This window comes from Micavibrio aeruginosavorus EPB, from assembly GCF_000348745.1.
GTDB lineage: Bacteria > Pseudomonadota > Alphaproteobacteria > Micavibrionales > Micavibrionaceae > Micavibrio > Micavibrio aeruginosavorus_A.
Genome location: NC_020812.1, coordinates 1,935,829 through 1,961,151 on the forward strand (window position 1 = coordinate 1,935,829; position 25,323 = coordinate 1,961,151).

Sequence of the window (25,323 nt, forward strand, 5' to 3'; positions counted from 1 at the left end):
AGAAGTGTCATGAAAACAGCATCCGGTATTCACCACATCACGGCAATCGCAAGCGATCCAAAAGTGAACTTTGATTTTTACACCAAAGTTTTGGGCCTGCGCTTTGTTAAAAGAACCGTGAACTTTGACGATCCGTCCACCTATCACTTTTACTTCGGCGATAGCATTGGGTCACCGGGCAGTATTCTGACCTTCTTCCCGCATCCCGATCTGGCCAAAGGTCGTCATGGCACAGGGCAAGCGGTGGAGATCGTTTTCGCCGTCCCCAAGGCAGCGTTGTCATTTTGGATGAACCGCTTCCACGAAATGGGTATCACCTATCAGGGGCCTGAAAAGCACTTCGACGAAACCGTTGTGCGTATTCAAGACCCTGACGGGCTGATGCTGGAGTTCGTTGGCGTGGATGATCTGCCCGATGATACGGCGTGGGCCACGGATGACATCCCCACGGATGCAGCCATTCGTGGATTTCACAGCGTGTCTTTGTGGGTCGATGATTACACAAAAACCGCCGATATCCTGACCCGGCATCTGGGCTTTAAGTATGTCGGTAACGATGGAAGCCGCTACCGCTACATTGCGGAAGGAGACGGTGTGGGCAAAATTGTCGACATCCGATCCATCCCCGGAATGTGGCGTGGCGCTCCGGGCGCGGGCACCATTCACCATGTGGCGTTCCGCGTTGGTGACGACGAAGCCGAAACCAAGGTTCGTGACGCCATTATCAAGGATGGCCATAGCCTGACACCGGTGATTGACCGTAACTACTTCCATTCGGTCTACTTCCGGGAACCAAACCATGTGCTTTTCGAACTCGCAACCGACAATCCCGGTTTTGATGTCGATGAGCCACGGGAACAGCTGGGGCAGGAATTGAAACTGCCACAGAAATTCGAAAACTATCGCGATGACATCGTTGCGGTATTGCCTGTACTCTAACGCGTGAACGGAGGTCACCATGAAGACCGATTTTAAACATATCTATCTTCCGGGTGACCCCGCTTTGCCGGTTCTGCTGCTGCTGCACGGCACCGGTGGAGACGAGCAGGATCTGGTGGAGCTGGGGCAAGCGGTCGCCCCGGGCTCTGCCATCCTCTCGGTACGGGGCAAGGTGCTGGAAAACGGCATGCCGCGCTTTTTCCGCCGCCTGTCCGAAGGCGTATTCGATCTGGAAGATCTTGCCTTCCGCACACAGGAGTTGGCAGATTTTATCACCGAAGCCCGCACAGAATATAATTTAACACAGCCCATCTACGCATTGGGCTTTTCCAATGGCGCCAACATCGCAGGCAGCCTTCTGCTGAGCAGACCGGAAATCTTAGACGGTGCGGTTTTGTTGCGCGCCATGGTCCCATTTGAACCAGAAACTTTACCGGACTTGTCGGGCAAGAAGATTTTGCTCTTGTCCGGTCTGATGGACCCGATTATCCCGGTGGACAATGCCAAGCGCCTGTCATGGATTTTGAAAGAATCCGGGGCCGATATAACATTCACAATGAAGCCGGCGGCACACGGGCTGACCCCTTCCGACTTTTCCGATATAAAGAACTGGATAGACAGGGAACATCATGCCAGATAATTTTCTTTCAAAAGACATAAAACGCCGCACCTTCATGCAAAGCGCCGCTGTTCTGGGCGCGGGACTTATGCTCCCTGCTTCATTCCACCTTATGACCAAGGATGTTCATGCCATGTCACCGTTAACGCCCGACACCGTCTTTTATAACGGCAAGATCACAACGCTGGATCAGAAGCAGCCTGAGGTCAGCGCGGTCGCACTGGCAGGCGGTCAAATCGTTGCCGTCGGAAGCGATAAAGACATGCGACAGATCGCAGGCGAACACGCGCGTTATATCGACCTTAAGGGACACCGGGTCATTCCGGGCCTGAACGATTCGCATACGCACCTGATCCGGGGCGGGCTGAACTACAATATGGAGCTCCGCTGGGACGGCGTCACCAGCCTTGCTGACGCCTTGTTAATGCTGAAAATTCAGGCCGATAATACACCCGCGCCGCAATGGGTGCGTGTGGTCGGGGGCTGGAGTGAATTCCAGTTCAAGGAACGCCGCATGCCGACACTGGCGGAAATTAATGCCGCGGCCCCTGATACACCCGTGTTCATCCTGCATCTTTATGACCGTGCGTTATTAAACGGTGCCGCATTAAAGGCCGCAGGCATAACCAGGGATACACCCGACCCTGTCGGTGGCCGTATCGAGCGTGATGCCAACGGCAACCCCACAGGCATGTTGATTGCCGAACCCAATGCGCTGATCCTTTATTCCACGTTGGCCAAGGGGCCGAAATTGCCCCTGTCTGATCAGATCAATTCCACCCGCCATTTTATGCGCGAACTGAACCGGCTGGGCGTGACGTCGGTCATCGATGCGGGTGGCGGATTCCAGAACTATCCCGATGATTACGATGTTATCAATCAGCTTCATAGCCATGGCCAGATGACCGTCCGCATCGCCTATAACCTGTTCACACAGAACAAAGGGAGCGAGCTGGCAGATTTCCAAAAATGGTCTAAAATTGTAACGCCTTACAGCGGGGATGATTACTTGCGCCATAATGGTGCGGGAGAAATGCTGGCGTTCTCGGCCGCAGATTTTGAAGATTTCCTGCAGCCACGCCCTGACATGGCGAAATCCATGGAAAAAGAACTCGGCGATGTCGTGCGTTTTCTGGTGGAGCAAAAATGGCCATTCCGCCTGCATGCAACCTATGACGAAACCATCGACCGCGCCTTGAATGTCTTTGAAGACATTAACAAAGATACGCCGTTTAACAATTTACGCTGGTTCTTCGATCATGCGGAAACAGTCAGCGAGAGGAATCTTGAGCGGATTAAACGCCTGAATGGTGGCGTCGCAATCCAGCATCGCATGGCGTTCCAGGGCGAATATTTCGTTGATCGCTATGGCAAGGAAGCCGCCGAAAACAGCCCGCCGATCCGCAAAATGCTCGATATGGGTGTACCCGTAGGGGGCGGCACTGATGCCACACGCGTGGCCAGCTATAACCCCTGGGTATCGCTTTACTGGATGATAACGGGAAGGACGGTCGGCGGACTGGCTCTCTATGGGGATGCCAATCGCCTGAACCGCGAAGAAGCTTTGCGTCTGTGGACACAGGGCAGCGCCTATAAGTCGAGCGAAGAATCGGTAAAAGGCACCATTAGCCCGGGGCAATATGCCGACTTTGCCGTGCTCTCCAAAGATTTCATGCATATACCTGATGACGAGATCAAAAGCCTGACATCTGTGATGACGATTGTGGGCGGCAAAATTGTATATGCGGCCGACGCATTCAAGTCATTCGATGCACCGCTGCCCCCGATCAGCCCCGACTGGTCACCTGTTAAACGTTTTGGCGGGTACCAGCATGCCAGCCTTGCGGAATCGCCGCAGTTTGAAATGGCCGCAGCCCCATCATGTGCCGTTCATGGTTGCGCCCATCATGGCCATGGCGCTGGCCACGATGGAAAGCTATCAAAATGGCTGGGCCTGGATGACAAGACAAAGAAACCCAATTTTGAAAACCCGTGGTCTATGGGCTGCGGCTGCTTCGCCTATTAACAGGAGACGTCAATGCCCATTCATGTTGCCATCACCCGCAAGGCCCTGCCCGGTAAAGAGCAGGAGTTTCACGATGCCTTGCGCCGTTTCATTGGAAAATCATTCGAGAATGATGCCGTTCACGGCGCCGGAATCATTACGTTTCCACATGAAAGAACACATGAAATCGGCATCCTGCGCACGTTTGCGAACCAGGAAGAACGTGAGGCGTTCTATAACTCCGCCTTCTTTAAGGAGTGGGATGCCTATGCAGCAACACTCACCGAAGGTGAAGCCACATACCGCGACCTGACCGGCCTTGAAGCATGGTTCCGCACGCCCGGCGCACCGGCACGCTGGAAAATGGCGCTGGTGACTTTGGCGGGCGTTTATCCGGTCAGCCTTCTGTTGACCTATACAGTCGCCAAAGCTTTGGAACCGTTGCCTTTGCCTCTTCGATCGTTCATTTTTTCTGCCTGTATGGTCGCAATGCTGACATGGATTGTCATGCCTTTCCTCGTCAAACATTTAAAACCATGGCTACATCGCAGCTAAAACATTCATTTATTGAATGAGTTTTAACGGGATGCGGAACCTAACGAAAAAATAGGAAGATTAGAGCGCATTATCACGCATATCGCGTAAAATTGATTGCGCCTTCTCACGAATGGCCTGCTTCTTTTCCGGGCTGAATTTGTCCCAGGTGGCGTAGACATAGGGTAGACGATGGTTCGGCCTCAGTTTGGCTTCGTTGCGCGCCATGAAGTCCCAGTATAAAGCATTAAACGGGCAGGCCCGCGGCCCCGTCATATCGTTCACATCATACGCGCAACGTGTACAAAAATTGCTCATTTTATTGATGTATTTTCCGCTCGCAGCATAAGGCTTGCTGCCCATGATCCCGCCATCCCCGAACAGAGCCATGCCCAGTGTATTGGGCATTTCAACCCATTCATACGCATCGCTATATACAGCGAGATACCATTCCTGCACCTGCCTGACATCAAGGCCAGCCAACAAGGCAAAATTACCTGTCACCATTAATCGCTGTATATGATGCGAATAGGCGTGATCACGTGTGTGACAAACAGCTTCGCGGACACAGGTCATTTTTGTATCTGCGGTCCAATAGAAATCGGGAAGCGGTTCGCATGCATTGAAATAATTCATTTCGCCGTATTCGGGCATATGCAACCAGTAAACGCCGCGGACATATTCGCGCCAACCCAGAATTTGGCGGATAAACCCCTCCGCCGCGTTCAAGGGCACATGGCCAGACAGATAGGCGGCCTCGGCCTGGCGGCATATCTCCAACGGCAGAAGCAAGCCAGCATTCAGATAGGAGGAAATCAGCGAATGGTAAAGATAGGGCTCGCCCGACACCATGCAATCCTGATAATCACCAAAATGCGGTAATAATTTCGTGATGAAATGATCCAGCTCGATCAAGGCCTGTTCACGGTTGATCGCATAGTGAAAGGGCTCCAGATGCCCGAAATGATTTGAAAAACGTTCTTTAACAAGGGACAGGACATTCCTGGTTATTTCATCCTTTGCATGAGATATGCGCCGTGGTGAAAAAAGACCGCGCGGTGGGGATTTACGGTTTTCTTTGTCAAAATTCCACTGCCCTCCGGTCGGCTCACCGTTTTCATCAATCAGGATGTTATATTTTTTGCGCATAACGCGATAAAAATATTCCATACGTAATTGCTTGCGGCCTTCGGCCCATTGCGAAAACTCGCTTATCCCACACAAAAAACGGGTATCAGGACGAATATCAACGGGAACACCAAGCTCGGTATGCCACGATTCAAAATCCTTTAGCAGCCTGTATTCACCGGGCTCCGTAATGACAATTCTTTTTGCTCGTTCCCTGTGAAGGATCCGCGAGACCTCCCCCTTAAGGCTTCCGGTATTTTCAGGATCATCCAGCGAAACGTAAACAACCCTATACCCCTTTTCCACTAACTCTTGTGCAAAATGGCGCATCGCGGAAAAAAGAAAGGCTATTTTTTTTGGATGGTGGCGAACATACGTCGCCTCCTCCATCACCTCGCACATTAAAATGACATCGCCATCCGCGCAGTCATCAAGGCTGGACAATGTCGTGGAAAGCTGATCCCCCAGAACGAGGCGAAGGGTCGTCATTTCTCTCCAAGCGCCTTCTCAATCGCGGCCTTGACGCGTTTGCTATCCGGTGCCGTTGTGGAATTAAAATAATCGATTAGATTTCCGTTCCGGTCGACAAGGTATTTATGGAAGTTCCATTTAGGCGCCGTTCCAAAACCAAGAGTTTGTCGCGCCCAAAGGTAAAAAGGATGCGCATTATCGCCAGAGACAATTTCCTTGGACGCCATTGGAAATGTAACACCGTAATTTGCCTTGCAGAATGTCGCGATTTCCTGATTTGTGCCCGGCTCTTGCCCACCAAAATCATTGCTTGGCACCCCAATCACAACAAAACCATCGTCCCTGTAGACATTATAAATCTCCTCGAGCGCCTGAAACTGCGATGTGAACCCGCAATACGAAGCCGTATTCACAATCATTATAACTTTTCCTTCAAATTGAGTGAGGGGCAAAGGCGCCTCGCCCATTAACGTCTTGAAGGAAAAATCATACGCATTATGGTTTGTCATATCCTTGCCTTGCGCATATCCGGGAAAAAGAAACAGGGTTGTCGCCATCATTGTACGAATAAAATTTTTCATTTTGATTTTTTCCTTATGTTTTAATCATGCGCATCAGCCTTAAGGACAAGCCATAGGGCAAAGCACGCAGCATTTTCATTGGCACCGTCAATGCCTTTGGAAAATGAATTTCAAAGCGCCGGGACAATAATCCATCGGCAATGGCCGAAGCCGCCTGCTCCGCCTCCATCAAGGCCGGCATGGTGAACTCATTTTTTTCCGTCAGGGGCGTCCGTACGAAACCGGGGCTAATTAGCTTCACATCAATGTGATTGTCGCATTCCGCCCTTAGCGTTTCGGCGAGGTTTATGATGGCCGCCTTTGTCGCGCTATATGGTTGCCCCTTGGGAAGGCCGATATATCCCGCGACACTACCACACAGAGCAATCTGTGAATTTTCCGGCTGTTCCTTGAGGATCGGAAAAACTGCATGCACCAGATTGAACGCTCCCATTAAATTCACGGAAACAATTTCCCCGGAAACGGCAATGTCCAACGAATCCATTTTCATGGGGACATACGCCGCAGCAAGATAAATGACACGGTCGATCCGGCCAAACGCGGCACGAATGGCCTGCGCGGTACGCATCACTGCATCTGCATTCGTAACGTCAAGGGCGAACACACGATGTTGCGGCCCTAATTCGGCGGCGATGCGTTCAAGGTCATCTTTACGCCGGGCAGAAAGCGCGAGAATGGCACCGCGCGCGGACAGGTCCCGCGCAAGGGATAAACCTATCCCGCTGCTGGCCCCAACGATCCATACAACCTGATTTTCGTACCCCCGCTTTGTCATTGCGCTTGCTTCTGCATGAAAATTGTCAGTTCAGACACCGTTACGCCGAACTTTTTCAAGTAGGAACGATTTATCAAAACACCGTCATTCATAACCCACATCCAATCATCGAAACGAATGCGATATACTTTATCACCCACAGGCAAATCCATCACATAATTCCAACGTACAGCGCTACCCTCGGCTACGCCACTGGCTTTGTCTATAATATCGGACGCCGTTCCGGTATAGCTTCCATCCGGCTGTTTCGTAATGGTCCATACGCGCTGCTGCGTCTTTCCATCATAATAATTAAAGTTTTCAATCAGTGTTCCAACATCACCATCCCACGTTCCGACCATATCAACATCGAAACGACGCACGACACGCCCGCGCCAATCCTGCACGATCCCCCATGCTTTGACGGGACCGTTAAAATATTCACGAATATCCGCCTGCGGTGTCGTTCCTTTGTAATAATCAATATTATTTCCGGCACAGCTACTCAGCATGATTAGGGCTCCTATAGTTGCAATAATCTTAAACGGTTTCATTTTTCTCTCCTGAAGACGGGGCGATGAAGAAACAATAGAGCAAAACCGCCGCGATGAATTTCAGCACGCATGGTATCAATGCGTAAGCCAGAGAAAGCGACCATAAAGAATTCGGGGCGTTTATGGCCTGCGGCACAAACCCAGCATAATCGAGATAGGGAAGCGCAATCGCCGAAGCGACAGCGAGGCTTATTTTTCCAATAAAAGCCAAAAGCGCGTAATAGGTTCCAGACAGATTTTGCTTGTTGTCCGCGTGAATTTGGCTGGACAGGATTGATGGCGGCAACGTCAAATCCGCCCCCAAGGCCAAGCCAGAAACCAGGCACACGATGGCGTAAGCCACAATGTCGCCATGTCCAAGAAGGAAGGCCCCCGCGAATCCAGCGATAGCCAGAATATTGGACATCGCCCAGGCCGCGTATTTTCCGCGGGCTTCGCTGATTTTTTTCCAAAGGGGCATCCCCACAATTCCCGACAGAAAATAGAGCAGGAGAAATGGCCCCACCATATGTTCCGCGCCCAGCAAATCGCGCACAAAGAAAATCACAAGAACCGCAGGAACGCTCGATGCAAGCATACTGACTGCATAAATAGCGAAAAAGCGCCCCATCTGACGCGGCGTGGACCGCACCGCAGTGAAGGGGGAAGGCACCCGCAAAGATGGTGTGCGCGATATATTAATGCGAGCCGCTTTTGAGAAAAGAAAGAGAGCAATAGCTCCCAAAATGGTCAGGATAAAACCATACCAAAGATACACACGGCCTTCCGGCACAATGTCCTGCAAGATGGACGGCATCGAAACGGCGAGGATAAGGCCGACAAGTCCGAATGCCTCGCGGACTCCAGCGATTCGTGTCTGATCATTTTTGTCTTCGGTCCACAATGTTGCTTGCGCACCAAGGATAATCGCAATCACGCTGTATGCCGTAACGGCCATAAACATGCAAGCACCGAACCATATAAGCGGTGACAGCATGATCGTATTAAACAGAAGCGTGATTGACAGACATAAAGACAAAAGCGCAACAGTGGTAATCGGCACAAAAAAACGAACCGATTTGTCGACCAACCAGCCGATTAAAGGGTCTTGCACCGCATCCCAAAGCCTGATGAACAACAATATCATGCCCAAAAGCGCAAGCGATATTCCATGGTTCGTGGCATAGAAGTCGGGCGCCAGGACATAAAGTGGGAAACCCGCAAACGCCAGCGGTATGGCAATTGCGCCATACTGAAAAAGCTTATCGCGCGTGACCGGCGTTTGGTTCATTTATCCCCCAACAACGCCTGGCGCAAGCTTGGCTCTGACGTATTCTGGCCAAGCCATATCGCAAAGAAATGTTGGGCAAAAGCATCACCCTTGATGGTGGAAATTCTTTTACCATTACGGTAAAAAATTGTCTCTTTCCCAGGAATATATGCCGCCGAAAGCGTTGTTCCATTTTGAACATCGGGAAAGATCCCCTTCATTTGGGAATGCCAGGCCGCTAGAATGACTTCATCCGAAAAACCCTGGCGCCGGATTTCTTGCACGGATCGGTCAGCAATCGCCGCGCCCTTTATATCGCGATAATATTCGATGGACAGAACAAAGGGCTTTCGGGCATCCCACCGCCCATCCGGGGCGTACAAAGTCGCTTTGTAAACATCCCAGAATGCATAGGTCAAAACACCTTCGCCAACAATTTTGGGGTTCTGCAATTTTGCCAGGATGACATCCGAAGCGGCAACGGCCGGCTGCGGAAGGGACATCACCACCAAAAGAACTGCAATAATATTACGCAGCATGGCGCAACTCCCACTGCATCACATCGGTACGGCCATGGCGAAATGCCGCGATACAGGACGTCAGATAAAAACGCCACAAACGAATAAACTTATCATCAAACCCCATGGCCTTTACATCATCGACGCGGGCATCAAAATTTTCCAACCAGCGCGTCAAAGTCAGGGCATAATCCTGCCCAAAGGCGAATGAATCAGAGACTTGCAAACCGGCCTTCTCACTCTCCACACGAAACCGTTCAGGGGATGGCAACATCCCGCCCGGAAATATGAATGTGCGAATGGCGTCTCCACCCTTGCGATAGCGATCAAAACAAGCATCAGAAATAGTGATCGTCTGGATAAGCGCAGCCCCCTTTTGCGCCAGCAAGGATTTTATTTTTGAAAAGTAAACTGGCCAAAATTTTTCTCCGACAGCTTCGAACATCTCGATTGAAACAATCTGATCATATAGGCCTTTTTGGTGACGGTAATCCTCAAGCGCGATTGTTGCGTTTTTCCCAAGGCGACGCGACGCATAATCATGTTGCTCCTGTGATATCGTCAACCCCTTGATTGCGTAATCCCCCTTTTCCATGGCACGCTCGGCGAAACCTCCCCACCCGCACCCAATTTCCAGCAAACGGCCAGACGGCTTCATTCGCTCAATAATTCGGTCATATTTACGATTTTGCGCCTTGTCCAAGGGTTCATTTTGGTTACTGAACATCGCCGCCGAATAGGTCATGGTCGGGTCGAGCCAAAGCGCATAAAAATCATTGCCGATATCATAGTGCGCATGGATGTTTTTTCGACTGCCACGAATTGTATTGCGGGTAAAAATGTAAGCCATTCTGGCCGCAACCCGGCCGAACGAGGCACCGGCAATATAATCATCGAGAACAGATTGGTTTTGCATGCCAAATTCAAACAAGCTGGCGGGATCAGGTGAATCCCATTTTCCATCGCGATACGTTTCCGCCAGCGCGATATCGCCGCGACACATGGCACCGGCCAGGACATGCCAATCATGAAGAACCAGCTCCGCCGTAGCGCCCGGGAAATTCCCATGGAAAGAGCGAATCTTTCCGTCCGGCGTTGTCACAGACAAGGAACCGTAGCGAATATTATTCAGAGACTCCAGAAAGCGATTTGTTATCAAGCGATCCAGCATGATTTTGCCTTTTAAATTAACCGTTAAAACGATTTGAATTTCATGAAGTTTTTTAGCCCTTACATTTTACCAAGATTGCGCGTTGCGCTGATCTTTTCTGTGCGCTGATCGGGCTTTGAAACATAACGGATTCCCTTGGCGATAAGCCGCAACGCTTGCCAGTGAATCAGAAAAATTGCCTTTAACGTCACACATGGATGCCGCCAGAACGCACTGCTCAAGGTTTTTTTGTTCAATGGAGAGAATTCCCCCAACAGAGATGTGACTAACTGTCGCTGGCCATGCCCGTCGTAATAATCAATAAAAACCCCAAGCCCGTCTTGTCGCAGGTCAAAACGGAATTTGTACGATCCATCGCGTGCAAGGAAAGGAGAGACATGGAATAATTTTTCTGCCTCTAGCCAATCTTCACCCTTAATAGGGGTATGATCGGGATGAGCGCACAGATAGCTATGCTGTTCACCAAAAGTATTGTGAACGTCGCACAGGACCGCTCTCAAAACACCTTTTTCATCAAGGCAGAGATAAAAGCTGACTGGGTTAAAGACATACCCCAAAATCCGCGGCATCGTAATCAGAATGATGTCCTTAACATCATCCTTAAATCCATGGGAAGAAAGAATGGATTGCACCCACGGCAGCGGATCAGTACCGTCACGCTTGCCCAGATCCTTCGGGTAAAAACTGGCAAGGCGGCCAGGGATTTTTTGGGCAGGCAACGGCAACGCCAAATAATATACCCCATAGGAAAAGCTGTTTTCCTTTGGGAAAACCCTTCGATGCATCACTTTTGCGGTATATAGCCGGGGCTCGCTTACCATGGCGGATCAATTCCCATATGCGCCGCAACAACAACCGCACTCGCCAACCCATCTTCATGGAAACCATAGCGCTGATACGCACCACAGAACCAGAATTTGTTCTTTCCCTGTATGGATCCAATCATGGACTGACCACGAATTGCCCCTTCATCAAAAACAGGGTGATCGAACATATAATCATCGTAAACTAAATCCGCTTTTGGATCGCGACCGGGATTAAGCGTTGCAATGATGGTGTCTTTCACCCCAATCGGTTGCAGATTGTTCATCCAATAGCTGAGGGAAACGCACGGATTTGCATCGGCCACATTCTCAGACAGATAAACCCAACTGGCCCAGGCGTCATGCCGATTCGGCATAAATTGCGTGTCGCTGTGCAGGACGGCACGGTTTGGCTGGTATTTGAACGCAGAAAGAATCTTTTTCTCATCCGCGCTGGCATCGGCCATCATGGTTAAGGCCTGATCCGCGTGGCATGCAAAAACAACTTCATCAAAGGCACGAACATCGCCGGATACGTCCTCAACCACAACACCTGACTCTGTACGGCGCACAGACACGACACCCCGATTTGTCAGGATGCGATCCTGAAAATTGGCCGTCAAACGACGCACATATTCACGGCTTCCGCCGCGTACCGTATACCATTGCGGATGGTCATTAACCGTCAATAACCCATGATTTTCAAAGAATCGAATAAATGTACAGGCCGGAAAATCCAACATCCCTCCGACTGGCGTGCTCCATATCGCGCCCCCCATAGCCAAAAGGTAATAATCACGGAACCACCGCCCCATCCCCAGCTCATCCAGGCACGCCCCCAGCGTAAATGCGGGGTCTTTATCAATATAGCGCTTCGCCTGTGCGTTAAATTTTAGAATATCAAGGATCATGCGCCAGAATGCCGGCCGGAAAAGATTGGTCTTTTGCGCGAGCAAACCGGATACCGTGCGGGTACCATATTCAAGCCAACCGCCCCCCACACTCGCCCCGAATGACATATCGCTTTCAACGATAGGCACATCAAGATGTTCAAAAAGACGTGTCAGGAGTGGGTAATTTTTCTTATTAAACACGATAAATCCCGTATCAACGGGAACGACACCATCGGATGTCTTCGCCTCTACAGTACGACTGTGGCCACCAACATAGGCGTTTTTTTCGTATAGCGTTACGTCGTGATGGGGATGCAGCAGAGATGCGATCCCCAAGCCGGAGATTCCCGTTCCGATAACCGCTATATTTTTACGCGCATGTGTGCCCAAGACCGGAATCCTTCATCGTTCTTACTTTATTATTAAAGGACAGGCTTTTGCCTCAAGCTTACACAATTCTGAATTATTGGTAAGGTTAGAACAAAATGCGCACACACAACCCCGGATTTGCATCCTCGAGTATGATTTTTGCCTGATGCTGGTTAACCACAGCCTGAACCAGGCTCAGGCCCAGGCCGTTTCCTGGGGTGCTGCGGCTGCTATCACAGCGGTAAAAATGTTTAAAAACATCGTCCTTCTCATGATCGGGAATGCCTTGGCCGCGGTCTTCGACACGCAACGCTATGCGCTTTCCATCAACCGCCGCCAGAACGCGAACAACTGAATGCGGCGGTGCAAATTTAATCGCGTTATCGAGGATATTCGTGCACATCTGAAAAATTTGATCTCTGTCGCCTTTTATAAACAAGCCAGGCGAAATATGCGTTTCAAGCTTCACCATTTTTTCTTCTGCTACGGGCTCGTATAATTCGGCAACATCAAGCAAAAGACGGGACAGGTCGAAATCACGGAAAAAATCTGCGCGCTTCCCCTTCTCAATATTTGCGATGCGCAGTAGTGCATGAAAAATTCCAAGAATACGGTCTGCATCGGCCAACAGCGTATCGATTTTGCGGGGATCCGCAGGCTGATTTTTCAACGCCTCTATATCACTCCGCAAGCCAGTTAATGGGGTCCGCAAGTCATGCGCAATGTTATTGCTGACCTCACGAATACCACTCATCAAGCTTTCTATTTTCTCCAAGAATTCGTTCAGGACGGTCGCAAGGCTGCTTAGATCATCCCATTCGCTATCAATTGACAAACGTTGTGACAGATCGCCCGTTTCAATAATATTCTGTGCCGTTGCGGCAATACGATTAATTCGGCTCACCACGAAATAACTGATCCCGAAACTGACAATAACGACAGCCAGCATCAAAACCATAACCATCCATGTCATATGTTTCAGGGTTTCATGGCTTGTGATTAATTCATTCACGTTTCGCGCGACGATGACCCTTGATCCATCATCAAACGTATGGATTTTTGCTGCAAAAACCTGCGCGCCATCTGCTGTATTCAGCGTAAAGCGTAAAACGCCTTCCATAAAATTTTCAATATCGTTTGGCATGGGGTCAATGGCCCCGGCGATGAGGGTACCATTTACGGATTCATAACGAAAACGAACAATCGGATCATTGTCTCCACGCCGCTTGATATAGGGGACAAGATTATCGTTCTTTGTTTCGGCAAGAGTGGAAAGCATGGCGATTTCAATATTAATCGCCGCTTCGCTTTCACGGAGAAATTCGCGCTTCCCGAACTCGGTCAGAAAATAGCCTAACATCCCCGCAGACAAAGCCAGCAGGATGGTAAACAATAAAGCCATCCTGAAACTTGAGCTGTCCAGATATCGCCTAGAAACTGTCTTCGATAATGTATCCCGCACCGCGCACCGTCTTGATAAAACTGTTATCCGCATCACCCAGCTTTTTGCGCAGACGGCTGATATGCACGTCGATGACGCTGGTTTGTGGATCAAAATGATAATCCCACACACCCTCCAGTAACATTGTCCGGGTTACAAGCTGGCCTTTAAACTTCAACAGATACTCGAGAAGCTGAAACTCGCGCGCCTGCAATTCAATAAAACGGCCCGCGCGTTTCACCTTGCGACTTAAAAGATCCATTTCAAGGTCACAGGCTGTTAGAATGGCTGATTGCTGCGTTTTATTGGCCACTGCCGATCGTTTGCCCAGTGCCTCAACGCGCGCAAGGAGCTCGATAAACGCGAACGGTTTAACAAGATAATCATCCCCGCCAGAGCGAAGGCCGGATACCCGGTCATCAACATCACCAAGCGCGCTTAAAATCAGGACACCCGTAAGGTTCCCACTGCCACGCAATGTTCGTATGACAGACAGGCCGTCCATCTTTGGCAACATGCGGTCAATCACTAAAACATCATATTTTTCATTTGATGCCAGATGCAATCCCGCCTCGCCATCCGCGGCAAGGTCCACGACATGGCCGGCTTCTTTAAGGCCCTTATGGATGTAATCCCTTATCTTCTGATCATCTTCAACAATAAGAATTTTCATTTAAAACCCGCCTGCCTGACATGAAAACATCAATACCGCGTTTCCCGCAGCTTGCCTATATCCACATGGCGGAAAAGCGGTGGCGATATTGATCCGCGTCATTAGACAGCGCGCCGCCATGGATTTTGTTCTGTTTTTCTCGCAGATGGGGCCGATTTCGCCATTTTTCGTAAGGCTGATACACGATTCTCAGTGCTCGGGTGCGTCGAAAAAAGGTTGTCCATCTTGCGCATATGCAGGGGGTTCACAATAAACATATGCGCCGTTGCCGGATTTTGTTCAGCGACATGATTGTCGACATTCCCGGCTATGGAATCCAGTTTTTCCAAAGCTGAAGCCAACGCCATCGGATCGCCACATATCGCCGCGCCATCCTTATCGGCCGAATATTCGCGTACGCGCGATATGGTCATTTGCACCAAAGAGGCCGCAAGCGGCGCCAAAATCATGACGGCTATCGACGCCAACATACCGCCGGGACGATCACGATCATGGCCAAAAAACATCGCGAAGTTTGCTAGCATTGATACGGCCCCCGCGATTGTCGCGGTAATCGTCATGGTCAATGTGTCACGATTTTTGATATGAGCCAGCTCATGCGCGATCACGCCGCGTAACTCACGCTCATTCAAAATATTCATGATGCCGGTCGTGACCGCCACAGCGCCGTTTTGCGGGTTTCGACCGGTGGCAAAGGCATTGGGCTGGGCATTTTCAATGATATAAACACGAGGCATGGGCATATTGGCCCGCTGCACCAATTCATACGTCATATCATAAATAGGACCGGACTCAATCAGCTTCGCACCATACAGGCGTAAAACCATTTTGTCCGAAAACCACCAGCTCCCGACATTCATCGCCGCTGCAAAAATCAGGGCGATCACCATTCCTTGCTGGCCACCCAGCATCATGCCAATCCCACCGAACAACGCCGTCATCGCGGCCAGCAGGACAAATGTTTTCATGGTACTCATCATTTGCGACCTCCATTCATCTATGTGGGTGTACCATTCATATAAAGCCAGACCGTGTACGCCGTATAAGCGACCAGCATGGCCGCACCGCTGATCCGGCCAATCGTCATACCGCGCAGCAGATAAACAGACAGGAAAGCAGATACCCCCAGCATAATCCACACATCATAGGCGGCGATGTGCGATGAGATAGGGATCGGCGAAATGATGGCCGTAACCCCAAGAATGGACAGAATGTTAAAAATATTACTGCCCAGAATATTGCCGATCACGACATCGCTATGCTTGCGCATCGCCGCAATAAAGGCCGTCGCCAGCTCCGGCAAGGATGTACCAACCGCAACGACCGTCAACCCAATAACGGCTTCTGATATGCCGAAACCTCTGGCGATTGAAACCGCACCTTCAACAAGGATATACGCGCCACCGATCAACAGAACCAAACCGCCTAATGCAAAACCAGCGGCCGTCATTCGGCTTAACCGGGGCTCCCCCTCGACGTCCTCTTCGATGTGATGCGCTACGTCGGAACAAACCTTTTTATCCTGGCAATAAGACCACACAATATAGGCGACGAGAGCCAAAAACATGATCAGTCCAGCGAAAAACGAAACCATACCCATGGTCGCCAAGCCACACAGGGCAAGGCTGGCCCCGAGCATGACAAAAACATCACGCTTGATAGAATTTCCGGCGATCGTGATTGGGTATAAAACAGCCGCCAACCCTACAATCAGAAGGATATTGGCAATGTTGCTTCCAACGACATTACCAATCGCGATATCAGATGCTCCCTTTAGCGCGGCCCCGACCGAAACGGTCATTTCGGGCATAGACGTACCAAAACCAACAATGACCGCACTGACCAAAAGTTTGGAAAGGCCAAAATTCCGTGCCAGAGAAACAGCACCACGAATGAGCCCTTCGCCGCCAAAGAACAGCAGGATCAGGCCACCCACAACCATCAGAATATCAATCATTATTTTTCTTCCCCTTGAAAACAGCCAGGGAAGAGAGTCCCCTTCCCCGGCATACGGCATTAAAAGTCAAACAGATCCATGATCCGAGACATTTTACCTTCTTTTTTGTAATGCTTCCCGGAACCGTAATAGCCTTTTTCTTTATATCGACGATAATCGTCATCATCGCGCTGATATCGCTCACCCCCATCAAAGCTTTTGTTTGATTGATAGGATTGTGCCGTTGCGCGCATTTCGGCCTCCATATCCTCACGCACGAGATGCAAGATTTTTTCGAGTTCACCTTTATCAAGCCATATCCCGCCGGATGTCGGACAAACGTCAAGTTCAATCCCATAACGATGAATCTGACGCATCGGGGAACCATCAATAGGCGATGTCATGAGTGGCATTTGAAACTCCTCTTTCTCTTAAATTTTTACGCTTAATACGTCCATTTGATTTGGAATTCGACTTCTTCTTCACCGTTCCCACGTTCATGCTCGACGCTGAGAACGGCACCTTTTGGAACGTAAATACGCTCACCAGCAACCTGGATATCAAAACGATCACCCTGTTCAAGGCAGTCTGCCAGTCGACGGATTTTTTCGACAAACTGCTCAACGCTGTAGGTTTTTTCAATATCTCGGCTTTGTTTCGACGTTTCTGTACCAGATGTCATGATTTATCCTTTCCTATGAGAATGCTGATGGGATTTATAGGGCGCGCCCGGACCGCCCGCGAACGCGAACACGGACAGGCTGAAGATGCAGATACGTATTGTCATACCTGTACCTTTCCATACGCGCGCGGATCGCCAGACAAATTTTCTTGAGCTTGAGCAGGCGCATCCAGTCCGGCCAACGGCGTGTGCGCTCTCTCTCGATCTCTTGCTGGATCTGAGCCGATTTGAATAACAGTGATTTGAAGTGCTGCACTGACATATCATCCTCCTTATCATCAAAGTTACAGCTTTGATCGGGAGGTTTTCGGTGTCAGGATTTAGAAAAAGTCAGCCGACACCGGAAAACATGTTCCCGATGCGGTCCGACATCACGATAAGATTTGTAAATTAATTTCCTATCGCCAGAGGGGCCCGGCCCGCCACATCGACCAAATATAGTTAGATTTTTATTCTTGGCAAGGGGGTGGCTCAATATGAAAACGGCCATGAAATCAAGCCGTTAAGAGAAAGGGGCCCTATTTGATACAGCGCCCTCCTCAGGCAGCCCCGCACTCTCGTCGGCGAAGGCTGGCAATATTGCGTTTAATTCTTGAAAGAAAATTAGCCGCATACACGCCATTTATAACCCTGTGGTCAAAGGACAGAATCAGATTGCTGATGCGCACCTTGGAACCATCACGATCAAACCCCCAATAGGGCGTCCCAATGAATAAGGTGGCCACAGAGGGCGAAACAACAATTGGTGTCCCCCGAATGGTGTCAAACGCTGACATATCGCTGATTGACACAGAATGATAGGCCGAGCTGGCGTTAGCGTCTGACAGAAGAGCTTTCAGTTTAGACTGCACCTCAAAGTGATTTGGTCCACCCGAGAGCGTAATGACAGGCGTCAGAAGAACATCATCACCGCAGGACTTTGCGATTCCAATATGGGCTGATTCGTTTATCTCAATTCGCGCATCATCAATCAGCCGGGCCCTGAATTTATCAAATGAGCGCATGGCCTCACCACAAGCCCAGGTGAAAAGCCCAAGGCTTGATATTTTATCAGCGCTGGATTTTCTATACGCCTTCTTGAGATCATCGATGTAAGACCAATTAACCTGGCTTTCGATTGAAACCTGGACAATATCACGCTTTGAATGCACCATATTTTTGATAAGTGACACTTGCAATGGCGGAAGGTTTTCCTGTCTCCAAGCTGGGTCGTTTGATACGCGCGGGACGCGTTGCTCACCTTTCCGTTTTTGACCAAAATTATCGCCAAGGACATGAACAGGGTTTTGCCCATCAATCCTAACAATAATTTCACCGACATCAATTGTCGCTCCTGCATCGACCAAAATCTGATTAACCACACCAGAGATCGGCGCAGGAATTTCCATTACAGCTTTGTTCGTTTCGACTTCCAGAAGACTCTCATCCGCGCTGACCCGATCCCCTTCGCTTTTGAGAAGTTTTAGCACCTTGACGCTCCGCGTACTTTCGCCCAATTGAGGAACACGCATTTCAAAAAGATTACTCATGATTATTGCCCCAGCGTCGAAGCGATTGCGGATTTTACTTTATTTACATCAGGGAGAACCTGGCGTTCCAAATTAGGGTGGAAACCTATATGGACATCCCCCCTTGATACAAGTTGCGGAGACGCGTACATATTGCCCCACACATCCTGACGACTACAGACCTCGCTAATAATCGCCTGGCCAAAACCGCAAGTCTTTACGTCTTCCTGAACGACGACAAGACGGCCGGTTTTTTTGACTGACGCGAAAACAGTTTCCCAATCACAGGGAACGATTGAATATAAATCAATAACTTCGCAATAAACGCCGGAAGCGGCATAAGAGCGAGCCGCATCCTCAGCAATGGAAACGCAATTTCCCCACGCGACAATCGTGACATGCTCTCCTCGAATACGAATATGTGCCCCGTTTCGTTGACCAGAATGCGCCTCCGCCATGTCGTATTGAACATGAAACTGTCGCTTCGGCAGGAGGATAATTGTAGGATTCCCAGAATGAAGCGCCGCGTACAGGGCATTTGATGCGTCCTCCGGACGGCTCGGCACAATGACATTCAAACCCGGACAATGCGCGAACAAGGCCTCGTTGCTTTGGCTGTGCCACGGCCCGCCATTCGATATGAATGAGCCGCACGGGGCATAGATGACCAACGGACAGCTATAGTCACCGTTGCTCCGCCATCGCAAGGTCGATATTTGATTGGCGATTTGGTTGAGCGCTGGCCCAACAAAATCAACAAACTGTAACTCAAATATAGGAAAAAACCCCGCTACGGATAAACCAGACGCCAATCCAGCAATTGTCGCTTCGGCAAGAGGCGAATTCACCACCCGCCCCGGATGCTTCGTTGACAACCCTTTTGTCAGACCAAAAACACCGCCTTTGGGGTCTTCAATATCTTCGCCAAACAAAATAACTTTTTTGTTCTCATGAAGAATGGCATCGAGGGTTGATACCCAGGCTCCAGCCATATCCCACGTTTGATGGTCATTACTGAATACATTGCGCTTAAAAAATGAACGATCCAGATTTTCATTCTGCGCGCAAAGGACGTTGGAATCCGCAACGTCCAGATCGGGATCGGCGGCATTTTCAGCACGGATATACGTTTCACGCACGCACTCTTTGGCCCATTTCGCCATTTCATCAAAAAATTCTTGATTATAAGAGCTATCCAATTTGAATAAATCAGACTGAGCCTGATCCAGCGGGTCACGCATCTGCATACGAATAAGCTCTTCAGAACTTCTGTATTTTTCGTGATCATCAGAGCCCGTGTGCGGGGACAATCGGTCTAATTGAGCCCAAATGACAGCGGGTTTTCTATCAGAACGCACATCTTCAACAACAGATCGTGCGCGTAATTCAAATTGAAAAGGCTTTCTTGCGTCGATCTCGTGAAGATAATCTTGTGGCAGCATTCCCAAGGATAATGGCGTCATTTCACCCGTAGGAGTGCTAATTCCATACCCATTATCCTCTACAACAAAGACAACAGGCAGAGATTCCTGTATCGCAAAGGCCAAAGCCTCAAAAAACTCACCCTGTCGCGCACTCGCATCGCCAATAAAGCAAAAAACGACATTATCTTTGCCTTCTTTTTTCAGTCCCCATGCCGTACCCGCAGCCGGCAAGCACTGCAATGCCGTTGGCGTTGCGGCAGATATGATATTTAATTTTTTACAGCTAAAGTGGTTCACAAGCTGCCGACCGCCACTGCTCGATTCCGCCTTGGCGAAATATCCGAGCGCGATGTCATAAAGCGACATCCCCAAAGACAACATCAAGGCCCGATCGCGGTAATGGGCGTATACGTAGTCACCAGGCATAATCGACGTTGAAAGGCCCACGAGCCCCTCATGCCCGGAGCTTGAGACATGAAATTGTCCCCGCCCCTGACGAAATAGAATATTTTCCCTTAAATCAGATTCTCTGGACAGCATCATATGCTTTACCAAAGACAGCCTCTGTTCATTTAAATCAAGGCCAACATCACGTGACAAGTCAGGATTACTAGAATACGCATTAGTTTTCATGGCGACGCCCAGATTCAAAAATTTGTTCCATTTCACCCAGCATAAGCCCACGGACTCGCGAATTATCAATCGCGGCGTAACGCCTTAAAATGCGATGTATGGCCTCAACCTCCTGTTCTTTTATAAAATCTCGACCCAAGCTGGAAAGATCAACGCCACCCTCTGACCTTATCCATGAATAGGAATCATCGATGGCTTTTTGGAATATTCTTGCGACCAGCTCCTGATCAATAATCCGCAGTTGGCCAACCAACCATTCCGCACATAGAAAAATATTATTCAAATCATTCGCAATATTTTTATTATCTGACATTTCACCCTCTTTATGCCGCAATACTTTGTCCAGAGACATCGTAAGCATGGGAATGCGCAAGAACGCTTCCCTGAACATCAAAAGTCTTACGCAAATTGGACAATATAGATTCTGATATATTCATACGCCCGGCGGATATTTGTTCCCGCCCACCAAGATTTTTTGACCCTAGAAAATCAATAGGCCACCCGGAATTGATGAAAACCGCGCGCCATATCAGCGGGGTCATAACCCCCAGCATCCATTCAATTCCATTAAGAGCACCAAACTCTTGCAAGGCACACAGAATTTCACCATGTATCTTTCGCCGAAGCGCAAGCGGCAAATCTTTATCAATGCAGAGGCGCGATGCTTCCCACACATTATCGCATTTTGGCTTGTCGATGGATTGAATAAGATCGGGCCAAAGATCTTCGATCATATATGGCCGGGATGTTGGAAAAAGTCTGGCGCAACCGCGCACAATTTGATTGTCATCACGCCAGGCAAGGTACGTTGTCGCCGGGGTGTCATAGGCATCATATTCCATGCCCTTATATTCAGGCACATCATAATTCTGTCGCTGTTTAAATCCGCGATATCGCAGTCGATAGATTGAGGGTAAAATATCCCCGTATAGATGCGCGTTTTCAATTGATACAGTAATGATCATCGGCCTTATCCCCCTACGAGGGATTAGTGCCTGAATACGAAAGAGGCCTCACTTGGCTGATCGGCCAGATACCGTTTACGTAATATTAAAAGGGCTTAACAAGGCCCATCCGCAACGCTTTGGTCACAGCGAACGTCACTGAATTCGCATCCAGTTTTTGAAAAATCATTTCACAATGCCGCTTGATGGCCGATTCAGAAACCTGCAACAAGTCACCAATCTCTGATTTGGATTTGCCCCGTGCAAGCCAGAGCAAAACCTCCCTCTCCCTGCGCGTCAGGTGAATATTGTCATCTTCTGCGCCGTATCCCTGCAATTCAGAGAAAACGGTAAAAAACTGATTGGCGGCGGCATGTATGATACTGACCGCATCCTTATCGCAACGCGCGTCTTTTTCCGAACCCGCAAAACCCATGCCAATAATGCCGCCCATAGGCTGATGTATTGAAAGGCCGATACCGCTATACAATTTGCATTCTTTGGCCTCCCGCATAACCTGGAGCGCCTGATCGGTAATGTCTCTTTTCTGCTCGACCTCCGCCCATGTGTATGGCCTGCGCGCCGTCAAAGCCGCTTGGTAAACGGGATCATAATCGACGTAATGATTAGCGACGTAATGCTCAAGCCACTCCTCTGGGTAATTCACCAGAATCCCCAGATGCCTCTCTTTTTGGTCGGTCGAATCATGGGACAGCTCGCCCATAATGAAGCGTTCCATGCCAAACGAGTTAATTAGCTTTAAAAAATCCCGTGTCAGATCCTCAACTGTTTCAGAGCGATTTGACCGTAAAATAAAATCTGTTAAATCCATTATTCATTCACTCACGCAACTGAGCCAACAGTGAACGTTTTATTGAAAAAAATACATCCTAGCTGAAAGTATACATGATTTTCTATAATTACCCAGATGCCCAGGCACCCCTCTGAAAAACCCCCGTCACAAGAAAAATGAGCAATAACAATACTTTAATAAAATAACATTCTCAAATCACCCGCACCCTATAGCGAAATGACAGAGATCAATAAATACGACTGAGCAGGACTTTACAATAAAAGTCCAAAAGCCCGCAACAAGGCGGGCTTTTAAAACGCTGGTTTCAACAAAAACTTTTTAAATTTTCGGTTCTGGCTTGGGCTGTTTTTTTACGACGGCCTTTTCCCAGCGTACCGTTGCGGTTTGGGTGTCCTGGGCGTTGGTGCCGATATGGATGATAAAATCACCCAGCTCCCAGCCGAATTTGTTTTCGGTGATGAAGAATTTCAAGTCCTCGGTTGTGATTTCAAACGTCACGTCCTTCTTTTCACCTGGCTGAAGCGAAATTTTCTGGAAGCCTTTCAATTCCTTTACCGGGCGGGTGCGCGTGCAAACCGGATCGGTAATGTAAAGCTGGACCGTTTCTTCGCCGGCATGCGTCCCTGTATTGGTCAGTGTAACAGACGCCTTCAACTTTTGATTCCCTGTCAGCGTGTCCTTGCTCACCTTAACTGGGCTGTAATCAAAATGCGTGTAGCTGAGACCAAAACCGAACGGGAATTCGGGATCGTTGCGGCTATCCAGATAGGCCGAGCGGAATTTTTTCCATTCACCGGCATCATTTCCATCCGCTGTCAGCGGGCGGCCCGTCGTTTTATGCGCATAGTAAATTGGGATTTGCCCCACATTGCGCGGGAATGTGACCGTCAACTTGCCCGACGGATTTCGGTCACCGAACAGAAGATCTGCAACCCCATTCCCCATTTCCGTTCCCCCGTGCCACGCCATCAGCATCGCATCGGAATGATCCCGTTCCCACCCCAAAGTCAGTGGGCGACTACCCATGATAACAAGGACCAACGGCTTGCCTGTTGCTTGCGCAGTTTTATGCAGCGCGTCGATCAAAGTGCGCTGGCTTTGTGGCAGATCAAGGCTGGTCCGGCTGGATGCTTCGCCCGTATGCTCTTTGGATTCTCCAACCACAGCCACGATCACATCAGCCTGCGATGCGACAGCAACGGCCTCGGCCAGCATGTCTGCGGGTGAGCGCGGATCGATCATGGCATTCTTAACGGGGGCATCTTTTTTCTCAAAGATGTTCAGGCGCTCGACTTCATCCAGATCATCCGTGATGTTTGCACCCTTGGCATACAGGATATTCGCCTTGCCACCAGATGATCGCACCAAGCCATCCATAATCGACACGCACGCATCAATATTGGTATTGCCCGCCCACATACCGGGAATATTACGCTTGTCATTCGCCAGAGGGCCAATTAACGCGATCGTACCCGCACGTTTTAATGGCAGAGCGGCATTATCATTTTTCAGCAAGACACAGGATTGCACCACCGCCTCGCGCGCAACGGCGCGGGTTTCCGGTGCCAGATGGATTTTTTCCGGATTGGCCGGGTCCATACCGTAATACGGATTGTCGAACAGGCCCAGCTTGTATTTCGCTTCGAGAATTTTACGGCAAGCACGGTCGACATCGTCCATCGACACGCTGCCATCTTCAATCGATTGCTTCAGGGTGGTCAGATACCCTTCACCGACCATGTCCATGTCCAATCCGGCCTTTACCGCCAATGCGGACACGGCCTTCAAGTCGCCCACACCATGTTTGATCATTTCATTGATGCCGGTAAAATCGGACACAAAGAAACCGTCAAAGCCCCAATCTTCGCGCGCGACATCTGTCATCAGCCATTTATCCGCTGATGCGGGCACACCGTTTAGATCATTAAAGGCATTCATAATGCTGCCCGCCCCGGCTTTCACACCAGCCTTAAACGGCGGCAGAATAACTTCCTGTAGCTTCAGGCGGCTCATATCAACCGTGTTATAATCGCGGCCAGCTTCGGCGGCACCATAGGCAGCAAAGTGTTTCAGGCAGGCCATAACGGAATCCGGCGCAGACAGATCATCGCCCTGATACCCGCGCACCATCGCCTCGGCAATGCGCGATCCCAGATACGGGTCTTCACCCGAGCCTTCAGCGATACGCCCCCACCGCGGATCACGGGCGATGTCCACCATCGGGGAATAAACCTGTTTAATCCCATCGGCCACAGCTTCACGCGCTGCCAATCGGGCCGTTTCCTGAATCAGATCCATATTCCAGCTGGATGACAGGGCCAACGGCGTCGGAAACGCCGTAACATGGCCATGAATAACGTCGAGCGCGAAAATCAGGGGAATTTTCAAACGCGATTCTTCCATCGCAATCTGTTGGTAACGGCGCACAACATGCGGACGACGGGCGTTCAGGATGCTCCCGACAAGACCTTGGCGAATTTTTTCTTCTGTCCCGTTATTCTTGGCTTCGCCCGTCACAATTTCATCTTCGCCATCACCATGCGAAGGCTGCGTCAGGTTCATCTGTCCGATTTTCTCCTCGAGCGTCATGCGGCTCATCAGATCGGTCACAAATGCATTCATGTCGTTCGTGGAAGACATTTTCAACACCCTGCTGGTTTTCGGTTTTTCAATGATAGGG

General features: G+C 49.8%; 26 protein-coding genes. 4 read left to right on the forward strand and 22 right to left on the reverse strand.

Going from position 1 to position 25,323, the window contains the following annotated elements; all coding sequences use genetic code 11:
• Positions 1-9: 9 nt before the first annotated feature.
• The 4 genes from A11S_RS09105 (at position 10) to A11S_RS09120 (ending at position 4,118) form a co-directional block, all read left to right on the forward strand.
• Positions 10-939, forward strand: coding sequence for a ring-cleaving dioxygenase (locus A11S_RS09105; protein WP_015468225.1), 930 nt, complete (start codon positions 10-12; stop codon positions 937-939).
• Between the two features lie 19 nt (positions 940-958).
• Complete coding sequence (locus A11S_RS09110) at positions 959-1,579, forward strand: alpha/beta hydrolase (RefSeq protein WP_015468226.1); 621 nt, start codon at positions 959-961, stop codon at positions 1,577-1,579.
• Between the two features lie 67 nt (positions 1,580-1,646).
• Positions 1,647-3,584 carry an amidohydrolase gene (locus A11S_RS09115; RefSeq protein WP_407716443.1) on the forward strand — a complete coding sequence of 646 codons (1,938 nt, stop codon included), beginning with the start codon at positions 1,647-1,649 and terminating at the stop codon, positions 3,582-3,584.
• A 12-nt stretch (positions 3,585-3,596) separates the two neighbouring features.
• The gene (locus A11S_RS09120; protein ID WP_015468228.1) at positions 3,597-4,118 is read left to right on the forward strand and encodes a hypothetical protein; all 522 of its coding nucleotides are present in this window, start codon (positions 3,597-3,599) and stop codon (positions 4,116-4,118) included.
• Positions 4,119-4,178: 60 nt separating this feature from the next.
• On the opposite strand, the gene A11S_RS09125 is transcribed toward A11S_RS09120, so the two are convergent.
• From A11S_RS09125 to bglX, 22 genes are all read right to left on the reverse strand, one after another.
• Positions 4,179-5,714, reverse strand: a complete 1,536-nt coding sequence (locus A11S_RS09125) for a cryptochrome/photolyase family protein (protein WP_015468229.1) — start codon at positions 5,712-5,714, stop codon at positions 4,179-4,181.
• Complete coding sequence (locus tag A11S_RS09130) at positions 5,711-6,277, reverse strand: glutathione peroxidase (RefSeq protein WP_015468230.1); 567 nt, start codon at positions 6,275-6,277, stop codon at positions 5,711-5,713. The genes A11S_RS09125 and A11S_RS09130 overlap by 4 nt, the downstream gene beginning before the upstream one ends.
• A gap of 13 nt (positions 6,278-6,290) precedes the next feature.
• A complete protein-coding gene (locus A11S_RS09135) occupies positions 6,291-7,052 on the reverse strand; it encodes an SDR family NAD(P)-dependent oxidoreductase (protein ID WP_015468231.1) in 762 nt (253 codons plus the stop codon).
• A complete protein-coding gene (locus A11S_RS09140) occupies positions 7,049-7,543 on the reverse strand; it encodes a DUF3833 domain-containing protein (protein WP_015468232.1) in 495 nt (164 codons plus the stop codon). Before A11S_RS09140 ends, A11S_RS09135 begins: the two co-directional genes overlap by 4 nt.
• A 28-nt stretch (positions 7,544-7,571) precedes the next feature.
• A complete protein-coding gene (locus A11S_RS09145; protein WP_041802654.1) occupies positions 7,572-8,855 on the reverse strand; it encodes an MFS transporter in 1,284 nt (427 codons plus the stop codon).
• Entirely contained in the window at positions 8,852-9,373 is a 522-nt protein-coding gene (locus tag A11S_RS09150; RefSeq protein WP_015468235.1) for a chalcone isomerase family protein, read from the reverse strand. Before A11S_RS09150 ends, A11S_RS09145 begins: the two co-directional genes overlap by 4 nt.
• The gene (locus A11S_RS09155; protein ID WP_015468236.1) at positions 9,363-10,523 is read right to left on the reverse strand and encodes an SAM-dependent methyltransferase; all 1,161 of its coding nucleotides are present in this window, start codon (positions 10,521-10,523) and stop codon (positions 9,363-9,365) included. The genes A11S_RS09150 and A11S_RS09155 overlap by 11 nt, the downstream gene beginning before the upstream one ends.
• Before the next feature lie 59 nt (positions 10,524-10,582).
• Positions 10,583-11,344: a DUF1365 domain-containing protein gene (locus A11S_RS09160; RefSeq protein ID WP_041802657.1), complete on the reverse strand. Its 762-nt coding sequence runs from the start codon at positions 11,342-11,344 to the stop codon at positions 10,583-10,585.
• Complete coding sequence (locus tag A11S_RS09165; RefSeq protein WP_015468238.1) at positions 11,338-12,609, reverse strand: NAD(P)/FAD-dependent oxidoreductase; 1,272 nt, start codon at positions 12,607-12,609, stop codon at positions 11,338-11,340. Before A11S_RS09165 ends, A11S_RS09160 begins: the two co-directional genes overlap by 7 nt.
• 85 nt (positions 12,610-12,694) lie before the next feature.
• Positions 12,695-13,981 carry a sensor histidine kinase gene (locus tag A11S_RS09170; RefSeq protein ID WP_015468239.1) on the reverse strand — a complete coding sequence of 429 codons (1,287 nt, stop codon included), beginning with the start codon at positions 13,979-13,981 and terminating at the stop codon, positions 12,695-12,697.
• A gap of 37 nt (positions 13,982-14,018) precedes the next feature.
• Positions 14,019-14,702: a response regulator transcription factor gene (locus A11S_RS09175; RefSeq protein ID WP_015468240.1), complete on the reverse strand. Its 684-nt coding sequence runs from the start codon at positions 14,700-14,702 to the stop codon at positions 14,019-14,021.
• A gap of 101 nt (positions 14,703-14,803) precedes the next feature.
• Positions 14,804-15,679, reverse strand: coding sequence for a zinc metalloprotease HtpX (htpX, locus tag A11S_RS09180; protein WP_041803137.1), 876 nt, complete (start codon positions 15,677-15,679; stop codon positions 14,804-14,806).
• Positions 15,680-15,699: 20 nt separating this feature from the next.
• Positions 15,700-16,659, reverse strand: coding sequence for a calcium/sodium antiporter (locus tag A11S_RS09185; protein ID WP_015468242.1), 960 nt, complete (start codon positions 16,657-16,659; stop codon positions 15,700-15,702).
• A gap of 59 nt (positions 16,660-16,718) precedes the next feature.
• Complete coding sequence (locus tag A11S_RS09190; RefSeq protein ID WP_041802661.1) at positions 16,719-17,051, reverse strand: TFIIB-type zinc ribbon-containing protein; 333 nt, start codon at positions 17,049-17,051, stop codon at positions 16,719-16,721.
• 32 nt (positions 17,052-17,083) lie between these two features.
• A complete protein-coding gene (locus A11S_RS09195; protein WP_015468244.1) occupies positions 17,084-17,320 on the reverse strand; it encodes an amphi-Trp domain-containing protein in 237 nt (78 codons plus the stop codon).
• 34 nt (positions 17,321-17,354) lie between these two features.
• Positions 17,355-17,582, reverse strand: a complete 228-nt coding sequence (locus tag A11S_RS09200) for a hypothetical protein (RefSeq protein WP_041802664.1) — start codon at positions 17,580-17,582, stop codon at positions 17,355-17,357.
• Between the two features lie 277 nt (positions 17,583-17,859).
• Entirely contained in the window at positions 17,860-18,849 is a 990-nt protein-coding gene (locus A11S_RS11705) for a 2-oxo acid dehydrogenase subunit E2 (protein ID WP_015468245.1), read from the reverse strand.
• Positions 18,850-18,851: 2 nt separating this feature from the next.
• On the reverse strand, positions 18,852-20,903 hold the full coding sequence (locus A11S_RS09210) for an alpha-ketoacid dehydrogenase subunit alpha/beta (protein ID WP_158497196.1): 2,052 nt from the start codon (positions 20,901-20,903) through the stop codon (positions 18,852-18,854).
• On the reverse strand, positions 20,875-21,198 hold the full coding sequence (locus A11S_RS09215) for a hypothetical protein (RefSeq protein WP_041802666.1): 324 nt from the start codon (positions 21,196-21,198) through the stop codon (positions 20,875-20,877). Before A11S_RS09215 ends, A11S_RS09210 begins: the two co-directional genes overlap by 29 nt.
• 10 nt (positions 21,199-21,208) lie before the next feature.
• Positions 21,209-21,850 (reverse strand): acyl-homoserine-lactone synthase, encoded by a 642-nt coding sequence (locus tag A11S_RS09220; RefSeq protein ID WP_081604779.1) that lies wholly within the window; start codon positions 21,848-21,850, stop codon positions 21,209-21,211.
• Positions 21,851-21,935: 85 nt separating this feature from the next.
• The gene (locus tag A11S_RS09225; protein ID WP_081604780.1) at positions 21,936-22,661 is read right to left on the reverse strand and encodes a helix-turn-helix transcriptional regulator; all 726 of its coding nucleotides are present in this window, start codon (positions 22,659-22,661) and stop codon (positions 21,936-21,938) included.
• Between the two features lie 300 nt (positions 22,662-22,961).
• Positions 22,962-25,283 (reverse strand): beta-glucosidase BglX, encoded by a 2,322-nt coding sequence (bglX, locus tag A11S_RS09230; RefSeq protein ID WP_148285130.1) that lies wholly within the window; start codon positions 25,281-25,283, stop codon positions 22,962-22,964.
• Between the last annotated feature and the right edge of the window lie 40 nt (positions 25,284-25,323).